Source organism: Pseudoduganella sp. RAF19 (assembly GCF_052114165.1).
Lineage (GTDB): Bacteria > Pseudomonadota > Gammaproteobacteria > Burkholderiales > Burkholderiaceae_D > Rugamonas.
This window is the reverse complement of record NZ_JBFREF010000002.1, coordinates 582281-597984: the sequence shown is the minus strand read 5'-3', so window position 1 is coordinate 597984 and position 15704 is coordinate 582281. Positions and strand designations below refer to the sequence as shown.

12 protein-coding genes are annotated in these 15704 nt (G+C 62.9%); all 12 read left to right on the top strand.

Annotated features, from left to right (window positions below):
- Positions 1–30 precede the first annotated feature (30 nt).
- The 12 genes from tssK (at position 31) to tssI (ending at position 15703) form a co-directional block, all read left to right on the top strand.
- Positions 31–1458, top strand: coding sequence for a type VI secretion system baseplate subunit TssK (tssK, locus tag AB4Z19_RS07290; protein WP_442027725.1), 1428 nt, complete (start codon positions 31–33; stop codon positions 1456–1458).
- Positions 1455–2267, top strand: a complete 813-nt coding sequence (locus AB4Z19_RS07285; RefSeq protein ID WP_442027726.1) for a DotU family type IV/VI secretion system protein — start codon at positions 1455–1457, stop codon at positions 2265–2267. The genes tssK and AB4Z19_RS07285 overlap by 4 nt, the downstream gene beginning before the upstream one ends.
- Positions 2264–6220, top strand: a complete 3957-nt coding sequence (locus tag AB4Z19_RS07280) for a type VI secretion system protein (protein ID WP_442034824.1) — start codon at positions 2264–2266, stop codon at positions 6218–6220. The genes AB4Z19_RS07285 and AB4Z19_RS07280 overlap by 4 nt, the downstream gene beginning before the upstream one ends.
- On the top strand, positions 6217–7308 hold the full coding sequence (gene tssA, locus AB4Z19_RS07275; protein ID WP_442025061.1) for a type VI secretion system protein TssA: 1092 nt from the start codon (positions 6217–6219) through the stop codon (positions 7306–7308). The genes AB4Z19_RS07280 and tssA overlap by 4 nt, the downstream gene beginning before the upstream one ends.
- Positions 7298–7753 (top strand): hypothetical protein, encoded by a 456-nt coding sequence (locus AB4Z19_RS07270; protein WP_442025059.1) that lies wholly within the window; start codon positions 7298–7300, stop codon positions 7751–7753. Before tssA ends, AB4Z19_RS07270 begins: the two co-directional genes overlap by 11 nt.
- A gap of 78 nt (positions 7754–7831) precedes the next feature.
- Positions 7832–8356 (top strand): type VI secretion system contractile sheath small subunit, encoded by a 525-nt coding sequence (gene tssB / locus AB4Z19_RS07265; protein WP_442025057.1) that lies wholly within the window; start codon positions 7832–7834, stop codon positions 8354–8356.
- Between the two features lie 18 nt (positions 8357–8374).
- Entirely contained in the window at positions 8375–9934 is a 1560-nt protein-coding gene (tssC, locus tag AB4Z19_RS07260) for a type VI secretion system contractile sheath large subunit (RefSeq protein ID WP_442034822.1), read from the top strand.
- Between the two features lie 27 nt (positions 9935–9961).
- Positions 9962–10444: an Hcp family type VI secretion system effector gene (locus tag AB4Z19_RS07255; protein WP_442034820.1), complete on the top strand. Its 483-nt coding sequence runs from the start codon at positions 9962–9964 to the stop codon at positions 10442–10444.
- A gap of 3 nt (positions 10445–10447) precedes the next feature.
- The gene (gene tssE / locus AB4Z19_RS07250) at positions 10448–10924 is read left to right on the top strand and encodes a type VI secretion system baseplate subunit TssE (protein ID WP_442025051.1); all 477 of its coding nucleotides are present in this window, start codon (positions 10448–10450) and stop codon (positions 10922–10924) included.
- Positions 10921–12795, top strand: a complete 1875-nt coding sequence (gene tssF / locus AB4Z19_RS07245; protein WP_442025049.1) for a type VI secretion system baseplate subunit TssF — start codon at positions 10921–10923, stop codon at positions 12793–12795. The genes tssE and tssF overlap by 4 nt, the downstream gene beginning before the upstream one ends.
- Positions 12768–13874 (top strand): type VI secretion system baseplate subunit TssG, encoded by a 1107-nt coding sequence (gene tssG / locus AB4Z19_RS07240; RefSeq protein ID WP_442034819.1) that lies wholly within the window; start codon positions 12768–12770, stop codon positions 13872–13874. Before tssF ends, tssG begins: the two co-directional genes overlap by 28 nt.
- On the top strand, positions 13871–15703 hold the full coding sequence (gene tssI, locus AB4Z19_RS07235) for a type VI secretion system tip protein TssI/VgrG (protein WP_442034818.1): 1833 nt from the start codon (positions 13871–13873) through the stop codon (positions 15701–15703). The genes tssG and tssI overlap by 4 nt, the downstream gene beginning before the upstream one ends.
- Position 15704 lies beyond the last annotated feature (1 nt).

Below are 15704 nucleotides of genomic sequence, written 5' to 3'. Positions count from 1 at the left end.
AGGCGGCGCCAGACAGGGAGACGCAGCAGCATGAGAGCGACAAGCACCGACCGGGTGGCCATTCCTGCGGATGCCATCCTGTGGCATGACGGACTGTTATTGGCCCCCCTCCATTTCGAGCAGCTGACCCAGCGCCAGGAAGAGCTGGTGGCTTACCACGTGCGCAGCGGTTTCCAGTACGCCTGGGGCGTGCGGCGCCTGGAGCTGCAGCCGGGGCGTCTGGCGCAGAACATCGTTGCGGTATCCCAGCTGGAGGCGGTGATGCCGGACGGTCTGCTCGTGACACACGGCGACCAGCATGCGCCGCTGCAGTTGGTGATCAGCGATGTGATGATCGAAGCACTGCGCGCGCCGGGTGCGCGCTGCCCGATTTATCTGGCAGTGCCGGTCGATGCACAGGTTGCGGGCCGGGCGCGTCTGCGCAGCGTGGAGCGTGATGACTCCGATCTGTGCCGCGTGCGCCCCAATGCACGCCTGGTGGCGGAAGCGGATCTGACGCCTGCCGCCGAAGTGCACCTGCCTTTGCTGAATCTGAAATTCGAAAAGCAGCAGCTGCAAATTGAGCCTTTCCTGCCGCCGCTGCTGGACATCGATTTCATGCCGCTGGACGGCCAGTCGTCACTGCGCTCGCGCGGCATCGCGCTGTATCGCCGGCTGGGCGAAACCGAGCGTCAGCTGGCGGCGGTCGCGGCCGAATGCGGTGACCGGCTGCGCCGCCTTGAACTGCGCGAACAACTGCATTGCGTCAGTAGCGGCATGCCGCAACTGGGCGGTACGCTCACGCTGGATGGCGTCACACCGCTACAGCTGTATATGGCCTTGTGCCATGTGCTGGGCAGCGTCGCGATCCTGCGCAATCTGGCCGAAGCGACGCCGGATGTGCCGCCTTATCTGCATCGTAATCCCGGACGGACCTTCGACACGCTGTTCGGTCTGATCGACGCCCGGCTGGACACCATCGAGCGCCGCTGCACCGAGCTGGCCTTTGACCGTAACACCCACGGCTTCAGCCTGTTGATGGATACGGATATGCTGGAGGGCTGGCCTGCACCAAGCCTGAACGCCAGTGAGGGCGCGGAAACACGGCAGGTCCTGCTGGTCGGTGTACGCGGACTTTCGCCGGAACAGGCGGAACGCTGGATGGCCTCCGCCACCATCGTTTCGTCGGGCCAGCTGGAGGACGTGCGTGAACGGCGCGTGCGTGGCGCGGCGCGCTACGGCATCGATCCCAGCGGCGGCCTGGTGCTGCTGGCTGCGGAGCCGGACCCGATGTCCGCCGTGAACGGGCCGGCCAATGCGATCGACGTGCAGGGCCTGCGTACGGCGGGAACGGCATTGTTTGCCGTCGAGCCTGAAGCGGGTCTGGTGCGCGCAGGGCAAAAGCTGGTGATCGAAGTGCAGGGCGGCGCGGTGCCGGATGAAGTGGTGCTGCTGGTTGCAACGGAGCGCAAACCATGATGTCTGCGGCTCGGGACGACAGCTACCTCATCGAGCAGCTGCTGGACTTCCACGAAGAGCTGGTGCGCATCAAGCGCACCCTGGCCGCTTCTGCCCAGCCTTTACTCGCGGGACCTGAGGGTGAAGCCGACTTGCCGAACGCACTGCAGCTTGGCCAGACCGTGCGCAATGTGATCGATCTCCAAAGCGCACAGGCTCTGGAACTGGGCGGGCGTCATGGCCGCGATCAGGCCGAAGCGGCGCGCTACCTGAAAGTTGCGCTGGCCGACGAGGCGCTGATCGCCATGCCGGATTGGCCGCAGCGCAAGGAGTGGGTGGCCTGTCCGCTGGAGTTCCAGATTTACGGCACGCGCTGCGCCGGTGAGCGCATCTTCGACCGCATCTCGCTGCTGCTACAGGAACAGCCGCCAGTGCAGCGCGAGATGGCGCTGCTGTATCTGATGGCGCTGTCCATGGGTTTCCAGGGGCGCTACCGCAAACAGGAAGGTGGCACGTCAGCCCTGCAGGGATGGCGCCGCGAACTATACCGCCATGCTTACGGACGCTGGCCGGACACCGTGTTCGCCGGACTGCAGGATGATGCCATGGCCGATCTCGGACCGCGCCTGATGCCGCAACCGTATCGTCACACGCTGGCCGGCGTCACCGCGCGGTTGCTGCCGAACCCGCGGCGCTGGGCAGCTTACTTTGTGCTGACTGTGCTGGGTATGCTGCTGGCGTCGCAAATCGTCTGGCAAACCGATACCAGTGCGCTGTCCGCAAAATTGACTCCGCCTGCCAGACAGCAGGCACAAGGAACGGTGCAATGAAAATCGCCGGCATTGTCGGACTGGTATTGGCGCTGCTGCTGGCTGTCTTTCTCGGCTGGTATGTGCTGCGGCTGGCGCGGCGTCGCGCGCTCGGCACGCCAAGCGGTACGGCGCCGAAGAGCGATGATGGGCCGTTGGCGGCGGCTGCGGGGCTGGCCCCGGCAGTACGGGCCGCCTTTGCCGGCCGCGAGGAAGAGGGCGCACCTGCTTACAACGCGCCGCTGGTGCTGCTGGCCGGGGAGCCCGGCTCCGGCAAGTCCTCTTTGCTGCAAGACGCCGATGCACACGATCAGAATGCAAGCAGCCCGCTGCGCTGGCACGAGCTGCCCCAGGGTTGGGTGCTGGCGGCCGACACGGCGTATCTGGGGCTGGACGATCAGGATGGCGCCGAGGCATGGCAGGCCCTGGCCGACGAGTTGCAGCGCCGCCGTCCGCGCCGCCCATTGGATGGCATCCTGCTGACGATAGGCGCCGATTCCCTGGTCGGTCCCAATGCCTGGCCGCCAATTGAACTGGAACGCCGGGCTGCGCTGGCCCAGCGCCGTCTTGGCGAGATGCAGGCGCTGTTCGGATTGCGGCTGCCGGTCTATCTGTTGATTACACGCTGCGACCAGCTGGAAGGCTTCTCCAGTTTTGCATCCGCGCTGCCGGACGGACTGCGGCAAGCGATGCTGGGCTGGTCCAATCCAAACGATCTGGAAGCCGTGTTTGGTCCGGAATGGATCGTTCAAGGCTTCCAGGAGTTGAGTCGTACCATCTCCAGCCTGCAGGCGGAAATGTGCGCGGCAGGAGCGCACATTGAAGACAGCGACGCCTTCTTCATGCTACCGGGCGCCATCGACCGCATTGGCGCTCCTGCGAGGGCATACGCTGCGCGCCTGTTTGCCGACAACGCGCACAGCACCGCGCCGATGTTCCGTGGACTGTATTTGTGTGGTGATCCTTCGGCAGCCACCGATCCGCTGCCGGCGCGGCCATGGTTTGCTGGAGATCTGCTGGCGCGCAAGGTCTTTCCAGAACGTGGTGTGGCGCGTCCGCTGGGAGGACAGATCCTGTCGCGCAACAAGCTGGTACGGCGCTGGGCCATTGCCTGCGCCGTGGTGCTGCTGCTTTGGGGCGGAGCACTCACCTGGGCACATTACGATCTGAAGCCGAAAGCCAAATCGCTGGCGGACACGGTTGACAAGATCAATATGGAGCAGGAAGAGCGTGCCGCCAAGCGCGCAAAGATCGGTCACCTCGATTACGGCTGGTACAAAGAAAGCGCGCAAGGCCTGATGGACGCCATGGTCAATAACGGCGGCGATTTATCGTATATCGCTATTCCTGCATCCTGGCGCTGGACCAAGTTGCAGCATGTGGAGGAGGACGTCGAAGCGCGCTTTGGCCAGGGGCTTGCCAATATCGTCTACCGGACGCTGGACAAAGGCTTGAATCTGCAAGCTGTGGCGCTGACGGGCGCCGTCAACGATTCGATGACGACGGACCTCAGTGAAACACATCCCTGCCTGGTGCTGCCGGCACCCGAAACAGACGCGCTGACGCCCAACACATCGCTGGCAGACAGCGCGCCGTTCAAGCGGCTGGCTGGATTCGTGGCCGACGCGGGAGAATTCGAACAGGCGCGCAAACGCCTCGACCGGCTGCAATCCCTGCACCAGGGCGTATATGATGATCTCATTAAGGTGGCAGCCTACACGGACGCTTTCGATCTGCCGCAGCAGCCCAAAGACGGCGTGAGCGCCGTGCTGAAGGCCGCGCTGCACAATGCGAACAAACCCGAGGACGCAGAGGTCCATCGCAAAACCCAGGCTGCGAGCGTGGAATGCGCCTTCCGCCAGCAGAGTATGCAGTTCTATGCACGTGCGCTGGACAATAATCCTGCATTGGCATCGGCCCGTTCGATTGCCGAGCAGCTGCGCGGCGGCCAGGCGCTGGGCCAGCACCGTCAGCTGATTCCCTCCTTGCAGAATATGGGATTGTGGCTGAAGTCACCCAGTTTGCGCTGGCTGGACGAAGCCGTGACCGGAGAAGGCAAGCCCTATGGCGAGGTGCTGCAAAAAGCCAGCGCCAATTCCCTGATTGGCCAGGAGCTGGTGCAGTGGGCGAAGAAGGAGCGCGATGACCGCGCTGACTCCCTGGAACTGGCCATGCTGAGCGCGGAAGGCGGCCAGGGAAATGCCATCCTGCAGAAAGGCGCCGAGGGCAATCTTGAGTTTACGCCGGAGCTGGCGAATCTGAAGTCCGGTTTGGACCGGCTGGCACGCCAGCCTTTCATGGCGCCCGTTTCGCCTGTGGCGCCCATTCCGCCGTCGATCGCCGGTCCGCTGTGGGACGTTAAAACGCTGAATGGCGATCTGGTGCTGGCCGATGAAGCGCGCGCTTATCTGGACAAGGAGCTGCGCACCTTCCCCGTCCAATTCCAGGCCGAGCTCAAGCGCTACACCAGCCAGCGTGTCGCCGACAATCTGGCCGTGGCGGTGACGAAGGCGCAAATGCAATCGCCCAATGAGGCCGAAGTCTATGAGCGGCTTGGCCAGGTTCAGAAACAGCTGACTTCATTGCTGGACACTTTGCATAATCTGGATATCGAGCAGCAGTATGCGTCCGTGAATGAAATGGTGGCTGCTCAGGCCAGCAACGGTTTGCGCTGGCTGGAGCGCGACCTGACGCAAAACGGGCTGTATCGCCCGCGCGATGGCAACTTCGGATGGTGGCAGGGAACGCCGAATCCTGCCGCGCAAGGCTTTGCGGGCGGCGATCCCGCTGGGCTGGAGGAATATCTCGCTGCGCAACAAGCCCGCATCGAAGCGGCGGTGCGCCACGCGCAGCCGCTCCTGAAGCTGGTGGAAGCAGGCGAAGGCGGCTTGCGTAGTCCTTCAGCCAAGCGTTGGACCGATATCACGGCCGAACTGGCGCGTTATCAGGAAAAGCAGCCCAATGCCCGCATGGCCCAGCTGCACGCCTACATCCGTGGCGATCTGGCGGCCACCGACGGGAAAAAATGCGCAGTGAACGCAATCCCGGCTGCGGTGCCGGTGACGGTGGCATTCGGCGCCAGCGACTTTTTCACGGAACGCCGCCGCGCGCTGGCCACTGCGCTGGCCGTGCGTTGCCGCGAACTGGCGGGCGAGGAAACCGGTAAAGGCTATATGGACTTGCGCGCGCAGTTCCGCCGCTCGCTGGCGGGGAGGTTCCCGTTTGCCGACGCAGCGGGTGCAGCGGATTCCGCGGAACTGGACGATGTTCTGTCTTATCTGCGGCTGTACGACCAGGCAGGTTTCGACCTGCCACGCCTACGTCCGGGCAGTGAACGTGACTTCATCGCCGCCAGCGGTGCGGCCCGCGCCTTCCTTGCGCCGCTGCTGCCCACAGCGGACGGCAGCGACGGCACGGGCTACGATCTGGCCGTGCGCTTCCGTGTCGGCAGTAATGGCGAATCGGATGGCAACAACGCGCTGGGGGGCGAGATCGGCGGCAACCATATCGTCGCCTGGACGCTGCAAAGCGGCGATGAACGCATCAGCTGGACCAGCAGCAGCAAGTCCGCCGTGCAGATGCTGCCGTGGCGGCCGGGTATGCAGGTGGTGCTGACCTTGCGCTGGGCCGATAATGTGACGTCCTTGCCCTTCAGCGATGGCAGCGACCGCTACATGAGCGTGACAGGGCGCGACGTAATCTACCGCTACAGCGAACCGTGGTCGCTGCTGCGCATGCTGGCGCGCCAGCGCGTACCGCGCATGGGCCCCGCCAAATTCGAGACGCTGCGCTTCGACATTCCGACTGCGCCCACCAGCGCCGCCGCCAAAGCCGCCATGCCAAACGACGAACGGGCGCGTGTCTTCCTGAGTATGACCGTCATGCCGTCGCAGAAAAAAGAAGCACTGGTCTTCCCGCGTTTCCCGATTGCGGCGCCAGGCGATGAGCAGAACATCCTGATGGCGAGGCCATGATGCAGACACCTACCCAGGCCCCGCGCGAGCAGCACGCCAATCTTCTGAAGCCGATTTCGGCAGCCAGTCCGTGCGGCGACTGGCTGCGCCACGACAGCATCTATCAACGCATCTCAGAAGCGCGGCGTGAAGACGACAGCAGCCTGCCGCAAGGGATCTGGGAACAGCCTTTGAAACGCGCCGACTGGGCTTTGGTCGAACAGCTTTGCACGGACGCGCTAAGCCATCGTAGCAAAGATTTGCAAATTGCTGCCTGGCTCACCGAAGCATGGCTGCGGCGTAATGGTTTGCCGGGCCTGATCGAAGGGCTTCAGCTGATTACCAGCCTGCTGGAAGAATTCTGGGACGGCCTGTATCCACGCATGGAACACGGCGATCCCGAATACCGGCTGGCGCCATTTATCTGGCTGAACAAGCATGCCGCGCTTGCGTTGGGATCGGTCCAGATCGCCGCCGGGGCGTCGCCGGCGGGACGCTTGTTCACCTTGGCCGAATGGGGACAGGTATTGCGCAACGAGCTGTCCGCAGCGCCGCCGGCGCAGCAGAAAGGCCGCAATGGTCAGGCCGGAACAGACGACGTCACACTCACGCGCCAGCATTTCAGTACGGCGGTGGCGATGACGCCCGCACATTTCTACAAGGATCTGCAAATCCAGTTGCATGGCGCGGCCGTGGCACTGGATCGGCTGGGGATCGTACTCGACAGCTGCCTGGGCGACCAGGCGGTGGCCCTCAACGGGATCGAACTGCGGCTGGATGAATGCTTCCAGGCTTTGCAGGAGCTGGCCGGTGTGCCCTGGCCGGAAGAGGTGGAACAGGAGGATGACATGGGAAGCGTACAGGAATTGCCGGCGCCGCGGGTGATGGAACCCGGCCCGCAGCCGCACAGCCGAGAAGAAGCTTACCGGCGACTGGATGAAATCGCGGACTATCTCTTGCGTACCGAGCCGCACAGCCCAGTGCCCTATCTGGTCAAGCGCGCCGTGGCCTGGGGCAGCATGCCGCTGGCCGAGCTATTGCAGGAGCTGCTGGATAGCGAGAGCGATCTGAAACAGATTTACCGCTTGCTGGGGACGCGTGGCCATTAAGTTGCCGCCATCGGCCCGCCCGCAGCCGAATCATCCGCTGCAGCAGCGGCTTTATCCGAATCTGCGTCCGCTGGCGATGCCGGACTTGCGGAAGGAGGACATTTACACGCTGCAGTCCTGGAACGGGAACTACAGCATGCGCGGCGCTGGTGGCCGCGGCCTGTATGTGCCGAATGCGCGCTACATCTTTGTGCGCACGCAGGAAGGCGAAACCCGGATGCATCAGCGACTGCGGCACGCCGTGCTGTCGCGCGGGGAGCCGGTGATGTATGCCGGCGAAGCGTATTTCGAAAGCGGTGCGCTGCGCTGGTGGAGTAATAGTTCGGGCCACTACCGGCCCGATCCCGAACATGCGCCGCAGGCGGGCCTGCCGTTGGCGCTGTTCCGCACCTGGGACGATGTGGTGCGGCGCGGCGCCCGGCCTCCGCCCGGCGCCAAGCGTTAAGCAGCTAGTAGTGAAAGTGCCGGCGCCGGCGCCTGAACCGGTGCTCCTGTCAACCGTTGCACAAGAGGGGAGTTAGCAATGTCTACCGAAAGCAGTCAGAAGTGGTTGGAACGTAACCGCCCGCCGCGGGTTCAGATCAGCTATGAAGTGGAAACCGGTGGCGCCAGCGTCAAGCGTGAATTGCCGATGGTTGTGGGCATCCTGGCCGATCTGGGCGTGACCGAGGAACCATTGGCCAAGCGCCGCTTTATCGAAATCGACCGCGATAATTTCGACAAGGTGATGGAAACCATCTCGCCGAATATGGACATCAAGGGCATCGACGGCCTGTCCGGCAATATCGCGTTCAAGAAACTGGATCACTTCGAGCCGGATTATCTGGTCGAGCATGTGACCGGCCTGGATGACCTGTTCAAGCAGCGCAAGGAATTGCGCGACCTGATGGCCAAGATCGATGGCAACGACCGGCTGTACAAGGCGCTGTCCGACCAGGTGAAATCCGATCCGACCTTTGCCACCTGGGGTGTGAAGATGGGCGATGCGCCGGCACCGGCGCCTGCTCCGGCACCGAAACCCGATACCGGCGACCAGCCGCAAGCCTAAGCGCGCAAGGAGATGAACATGAGTGTAGCGACAATCGACCAGGGCGCCAAAGCACAGTGGCAAAAGGTGCTCGATAAAATTATCACGGACAACGCCATGGTTCTGGCCGAACCTGAAACCGCCGGCGGCGACGACAAGCTGTACGACCAGGCGCGCGGCATGCTCCAGCAATTTGCCATGCGCACTGCCGAAGGCAAGATCCGCGCCGATGAAAAGAAAGGCCTGTTGAAAGCAATGGGTGACGCCATCGCCGAAATCGACCGTCAGATTGGCCAGCGTCTGGGCCAGTTGATGCACAGCGAAGACTTCCAGAAGCTGGAACGTTCCTGGCGCGGGCTGCATGGCCTGGTGAAAGGCACCGAAACGGGGCCGCGCCTGAAACTGCGCCTGCTGAATGCCACCAAGACCGAAATTGGCGACGATCTGACGCGCGCGGTGGACGTGGATCAGAGCCATCTCTTCAAGAAAATCTATGAAGAGGAATACGGCACGTTTGGCGGTAACCCGTACAGCATGATGGTGGCGGATTACGAGATCGGCCGCAGCCCGGCCGATATGACCCTGGTGCGTGAGCTGGCGCGTGTAGCGTCCATGGCCCATGCGCCGATTCTGCTGGCGGCTTCGCCTAGCCTGTTCGACCTGCGTTCCTTCACGGACCTGGGCGCGCCGCGTGACCTGTCCAAGACCTTCGAAGCGGCTGATGCAGCCGAATGGCGCGCCTTCCGTTCCAGCGAAGATGCCCGCTATGTGGCGCTGACGCTGCCGCACTATCTGGTGCGCCTGCCATATGGCGAGAAAACCATTCCGGCGCGCACTTTCAACTTCGAAGAGTTTGCCGACTTCGACTACAAGGTGGACGAGGACGGCAATCCCGTGCCGCCGCCGAATGAAGATCCGGATGCGCGCCACAAGGCTTATCTGTGGGGCAGCTCGGCTTATCTGCTGGCCCAGCGCTGCACGGCGGCCTTCGCCAGATACGGCTGGTCCGCTGCGATTCGCGGCGTGGAAGGCGGCGGCATGGTGGAAAGTCTGCCGGTGCATACCTTCAATACCGGCGAAGGCGACCAGGTCATGAAGTGCCCGACCGAAGTCACCATCACCGACCGGCGCGAGAAAGAACTGAATGACCTGGGCTTCATCGCGGTGGTGCACAAGAAGAACGAGAATTATGCGGCCTTCTTTGGCGGCCAGACGGCCAACAAGCCGAACCAGTACAGCAAGGCGCTGGCGAATGCCAATGCCCGCCTGTCGGCACAGCTGCCGTGCATCCTGGCGGCCTCGCGCTTTGCCCACTACATCAAGGTCATCATGCGCGACAAGGTCGGCAGCTTTACTTCGCGTGCCAATGTCGAAACCTTCCTCAACAACTGGATCGCCGATTACGTACTGGTGAACGACAACGCCTCGCAAGCGCTGAAGGCCCAGTATCCGCTGCGTGAAGCGCGGATCGACGTGACCGAAGATCCGGCCAAGCCAGGCGTGTACAAGGCCACCGTTTTCCTGCGTCCGCACTTCCAGCTGGAAGAATTGACCGCATCGATCCGCATGGTGGCCGAGCTTCCGGCAGCCGAGGCTTAAGACAGATAACCGATTAAGGAGAACTAAGTGGACGTCATTATTCTCGACATGCCAGGGATTCAGGGCGAATGCCAGCTGAAGGACTTCGTCGACAAGATTGAGTGCCTGTCGTATAGCCATGCGGTGGCCATGCAGATGACCAGCGACGTGAGTAACAAGGAACGTACCTCAGGCAAACCGAGCGTGCAGGACTTCACCGTGTCCAAGTACATGGACAAGGCATCGCCGGTGCTGAATCAGGCTTGCTGCGAAGGCCGCAAGATTGGCGATTGCATCGTCACCATCGGCCGCAACGAGGCGGGTCTGGTAATGCCGCTGATGGTGTATAAGCTGAAGGACGTGCTGGTGTCCAGCATCAGTGTGGCGTCATCGGGCGGCGACAAGCCTGCCGAAACGCTGACGCTGAACTTCACTGCCGTCCAGTGGGACTACACGGCCCAGAAACCGGACTCCAGCAAGGAGGGTACGTCCGGCGGCAAGTGGGACATGAAGACCAACACGGCGGCATAAGCCTTGGCAGACCTCAAGCTGCTGCGGGGCGTTCGTGCGCCCCTGTTCGACCGCTTCGGCGACGAGGACGGGGAGGGCGCTGCGTCCTTCCTCGCCTGGCATCCGGCCCGGCGCGATGGCCTCGAGCTGTCGCTGTCGGCGCTGGAGCATTCCATCGGTGCTGAACTGGAGCGCTTGTTGAACACGCGCTGCGCCGCTTCGCTGGCCCAACTGGCCACACGCAGACGCAGCGTGCTCGATTATGGCTTGCCAGACTATTCGGCGCTGCATACGGCTGATGTCGAGCATCGCCGCCAGTTGTCGGCGCTGGTGCTGGACACCGTGACGGCATTCGAGCCACGCCTGCGCGATGTGCAGGTCGATGTGGAGCCGGCACCCAACACCCGGCATGCGCTGGAAGTGTCGATTACCGGTCGTATTGCCGCGCCGGGACGGCTGGAACCCGTTAATTTCCGCGTATCGGTGAAGGAGACTGCATGAGCAGTGGCAGCGACGAGCTGTATGGATATTACCAGCGAGAGCTGGATTACCTGCGCAATGCGGGCCGCGAGTTCGCGCGCCAGCATCCGGAAACGGCCCGCCGTCTGGAACTGGGTGAGTTGGAGTCGCCCGATCCGCACGTCGAGCGCCTGATCGAGTCCTTTGCTTTCCTGAGCGGGCGCATACGGCGCGAGCTCGATAATGAATCGCCTGAAATGGCCACCGCGCTGCTGGAAGTCATGCTGCCGAACAGCATGGCGCCATTGCCCGCAATGACCATCGTGCGCATGACCGCCGATGCGAGCAAAGGCAAGGACAGCGCCGGCCGCACCGTTCCATTGCATACGCCCCTGTATGCCGCTGCCCATCCATCCCAGCGCGCGCCGGACGCACCGGAAGTGGTGTGCCAGTTCCGTACCTGTTATCCGCTGACGCTTTGGCCGCTGACGGTCGAACGGGTTGGCTATGAAGAAGCGGGCGCACATCCCGGCCTTGAAATGGAGCCTGAGGTCGCGGGCGTGCTGCGTATCAGCCTGGCCTGCGGGGATAAGGTGTCCTTTGGATCGGGCGAAGACGGCATCGCGCCTGACCAGTTGCGCTTCCACCTGCACGACAGCTGGCACAATGCGGGCGCCCTGTACGATCTGCTGCTCTGCAATGTGAGGCGCATCATGCTGGTGCCGGCGGAACGCAGCACCAATGAACATCTCGGTGGCAACCCGGCCTGGCGCGAAGTGGGTTTTGGCTCGGACGATGCGGTGCTGCCGGTAGCGGGCCATGCCCATCCGGCCTACCGGCAGCTTCAGGAATACTTCGCCTACCCGCGCAAATATCTGTTCTTTGATGCCTGTGGGCTATCGCAGGGCTTGCGTGGCCTGAGCGCAGGCACGCAGCGCGTCGACCTGCTTCTGCTGTTGACTAAACGGCCGCCGAGCGGACTGCCTCTGCATCGGGACCAGTTTCTGCTTGGCTGCACGCCTGCCATCAATCTATTCCCGCGCACGACGGAAACACTGCGGCTTGATCAGCGCCAGATGGAATACCGCCTGGTGCCCGATGCCCGCAACGAAGCCAGTACGGAAATCCACACGGTGCTGAAGGTGGAGGCCAGCTATGCGGACGGCGTGGCGGGCATGCGGCTGGAGCCCTACTTCGATTTCGGCCAGGTGCTGGAAGGCAAGTCCGGCGCGCAATGGCTTGCGCGCCGGGTTCCCGGCACTGGCACGCGGGCAGGCGGCACAGATGTGGTGTTGTCCTTCATGGAGCTGGAAGGAAATGTGGCGCCGCATCGTGTGCCACTTATTTCCGCCAGCACGCTCTGCACAAATCGGCGTCTGGCAGAGGAAATACGGCCCGACCCGCCGGACCAGGCCACCTTCAAGGCCGCCGCCGCGGCAGGCGTGCTGCCGGCGCGCTGCCTGTATCAGCCAACGCGTCAAGTGATGCCGCCGCTGGACGGCAGCCAGCTTTGGCGCCTCTTGTCGCTGCTTAATCTGAATCACGTCACGCTGGACCAGCTCTCGGACAGCAAAGACGGCGCGGGCATCGCCATGATGCGCCGCCTGCTGGAACTGGCCAATAGCGCTGGCAGCGTTGGCGGCGCACGCCAGGCCCGCGCCTTGAAGCGGTTCGCTTGTCGCCGCGTGGTGCGCCCGGTGCGCGGCGGACCGGTTCCGGGCTTCCGGCGCGGCTATGAACTTGTGCTGGAATTCTCCTCGGGCTCTTACAGCGATGGCACCCCGCTGATGCTGGCGGCCGTGCTGCAGCGTTTCTTCCAGCTGTATTGCAATGTGAACTCGTTTGCCAGCGTCACGGTGATGTCGGGCGAAGAAAGGATCAAAGAATGGCTCCCCGAGACGCCCGCGCCGTAGCGGCACTGGCCCGGCAAGTTCTCGATCGGCCGGACGCATTCGATTTCTTCCAGGCGGTGCGGCTGCTGGAACAGGCGCGCCCGGATGCCGCCGGAGTGGGCACCGGCAGCGAAGCCCTGAACGAAGCCGTCTCCTTCCGGGGACGCATCGGCTACACCTTCCCGGTAGCAGACATCGTCTGCGCCTCCGGCCCGGATCAGCACGAGCGGGTCATGCTGGAAGTCGCCTTCATGTGCCTGGCGGGTAGCGATGGGCCGTTACCGGCGCCTTACACAGCAGTCGTGCAACGCCGCGCACGCCGCGATGGCGGAATGGCGGGAAAGCCGGCTTACGGCCCGGATGACGATGCGCGCAACTTCCTCGACATCTTCAATCATCGGCTGGTTTCCTATTTCTACCGGGCGCGCAAGAAACGCCGCCTGGCACTGTACCGCACAGGCTCTGCGCCACTGGAGCGCATGCTGTACCAGCTGATTGGCTTTAATGAAGGCGCGGTGCTGGGCCGTATGCGCCGCACGGGCTCGCGACAGGGCGCTTCGGTCTACAGCGGCGCCTTGTTGCGCTACGCCGGTATTCTGGCGAATCAGACGCGCTCTATGGCGGGGCTGGAGGCGATGCTGTCCAATGCGCTGGGTGTGCCGGTGCGCGGCAGCCAGCATCATGGCCGATGGCTGGAGATTGAACCCCGCTTTCAGACTGCGATTGGCGGGCATGGGCGTAACCGCGCATTGGGCCAGGAAACCGTGCTGGGTAAGCGCGCCTGGGAGCCTGATGGCGCGATCTCGCTGCAACTGGGGCCAATGGGCATCGTATCGTACCGCTGCCTCCTGCCAGGCGGTCCCGCACACGAAGCCCTGACGTTCCTGACGCGCTTCTACCTGCGGGAGGATCTGGACGTGCACGTCACCCTGCTGCTGGCACCGGAAGAGGGCGAGATCGAACAGATTTCACGGCTTGGCTTCGGCGCCCTGAATCGCACGGCATGGATTGGCCGTCAAAAGCCGGAAGCGCACTATCGTGCCAGTTTCGCCTTACCTGAATGGGGCCAGCCCACAGCCAAGCCCGGAGGTTGGTCATGACTCGCGCCGGACTTGCGCTGAAGCTGAGCGCCTCGCCGTCGCTCGATAAGCTGCAGCTGGTGCAGTTGCACGGTGAAGAGACCTTGGGCGAATTGTTCATTTACCATCTGGAGATGCAGTCAAGCGACGTGGCGATCGACTTCACGTCCATGGTTGGTCAGCCAGTTACGGCGAGCGTGGCGCTGCCGACCGGCGAGTGGCGCCATTTCAGCGGCCGTGTTGCGCGCTTCGTCCAGACCGGCGGCGGCCCAAGCAATGCCACTTATCGCGCCGAACTGCGGCCGTGGTTCTGGTGGCTGTCACTGGAGGTGGATGCGCGCATCTTCCAGCACAAAAGCGTCCCGGATATCATCACTGGCCTGTTCGGCGAGTTTGGCTACACGGACTTCCGCAACAGCCTGACTGCAAGCTATTCGCCGCGCGAATACTGTGTGCAATACAACGAAAGCACCTTTGCCTTCATATCGCGGCTGATGGAAGAAGAAGGCATCTTCTATTATTTCGAACACACAGCCACCGGCCATACCCTGGTGCTGGTGGATGGCGGGCAGGAATATGCCGCTTGTCCCGGCCTGACCCAGGCGGCCTACATGGGGACAGGCTACAGCCGCGATCAGATGGATCTCATTTTCCGCTGCGACGCCGAACAGAACGCAGTCCCTGCACGCTACGCCAGCGGGGACTTCAATTTCACCACGCCCGCCGCTCCGTTGGCGGCGACAGCAGGCGGCTCATCCGGTGGCCGCGTCTACGAATACCCCGGTGGCTACGAGGACAATGGCGCGGGGCAGGCCCTGGCGACCTTGCGCATGCAGGCACTGAACCATAATGCCAAGGCGATCCGCGGCGACAGCACTTGCCGCGCCTTCACCGCCGGCTATCGTTTCATGCTGATCGGCCATACACGCGCCGACCTGAATGCCGATCATGTGCTGCGTCACGTGGCGTACAGCGTGAGCCACGACAGCTACAGCAACAGCTTTTTTGCCTTCCCGCTGACCGTGCCATTCCGTCCGGTGCGGCAGACGCCGAAGTCCCGCATCCTCGGCACGCAGACCGCCACAGTTGTCGGCAAGTCCGGCGAGGAGATCTGGACCGATAGCTATGGTCGCATCAAGGTTCAGTTCCATTGGGACCGGCTAGGAAAGAGCGATGAGAATTCCTCATGCTGGGTGCGCGTGGCGCAAGGCTGGGCAGGACAGGGCTGGGGCACGTTCTTCCTGCCGCGTGTTGGCCAGGAGGTGATTGTCAGCTTCCTCGAAGGCGATCCTGACCGCCCGCTGGTTACCGGTAGCGTGTACAACGCAACGCAGACCGTGCCCGAATCACTGCCTGGAAATCAGACGCGCAGTGTGATCCGCAGCCAGTCATCCAAGGGCGGCGGAGGCAGCAACGAGCTGCGTTTCGAGGACAAGAAAGGCAGCGAAGAGGTCTATGTGCACGCCCAGAAAGATATGAATACGGTCGTGAAAAACAACGACAGCCTGCTGGTCGAGGAAGGTACGCGCAAGGTGGACGTGAAAGGCGACGAAACCCATATCAATCAGGCCAACTTCACGCACAACGTAACGGGCAATTACAAGTTGAAAGTCGATGGCAATCTGACGATCGAGGTCACCGGCTCGATCAGCATCAAGGCCGGCACTTCGATGAACAGTGAAGCCGGCACTACGCTGATGAATAAGGCCGGCACTTCGCTCACTAATAAGGCAGGCACCACGCTGACCAATGACGCTGGGGTGAGCATGACCAACAAGGCCGCCGCATCGCAGACGGTGGACGGCGGAGGCATGCTGGAACTGAAGGGAGGGATCGTCAAGATCAACTGAT

What these genes read in the sequence shown, in the direction of transcription:
- tssG (WP_442034819.1), top strand. Translation starts at nt 12,768, where the DNA reads ATGGCTCCCCGAGACGCCCGCGCCGTAGCGGCACTGGCCCGGCAAGTT.
- tssC (WP_442034822.1), top strand. Translation starts at nt 8,375, where the DNA reads ATGAGTGTAGCGACAATCGACCAGGGCGCCAAAGCACAGTGGCAAAAG.
- tssB (WP_442025057.1), top strand. Translation starts at nt 7,832, where the DNA reads ATGTCTACCGAAAGCAGTCAGAAGTGGTTGGAACGTAACCGCCCGCCG.
- tssF (WP_442025049.1), top strand. Translation starts at nt 10,921, where the DNA reads ATGAGCAGTGGCAGCGACGAGCTGTATGGATATTACCAGCGAGAGCTG.
- AB4Z19_RS07285 (WP_442027726.1), top strand. Translation starts at nt 1,455, where the DNA reads ATGATGTCTGCGGCTCGGGACGACAGCTACCTCATCGAGCAGCTGCTG.
- tssK (WP_442027725.1), top strand. Translation starts at nt 31, where the DNA reads ATGAGAGCGACAAGCACCGACCGGGTGGCCATTCCTGCGGATGCCATC.
- tssA (WP_442025061.1), top strand. Translation starts at nt 6,217, where the DNA reads ATGATGCAGACACCTACCCAGGCCCCGCGCGAGCAGCACGCCAATCTT.
- AB4Z19_RS07280 (WP_442034824.1), top strand. Translation starts at nt 2,264, where the DNA reads ATGAAAATCGCCGGCATTGTCGGACTGGTATTGGCGCTGCTGCTGGCT.
- tssI (WP_442034818.1), top strand. Translation starts at nt 13,871, where the DNA reads ATGACTCGCGCCGGACTTGCGCTGAAGCTGAGCGCCTCGCCGTCGCTC.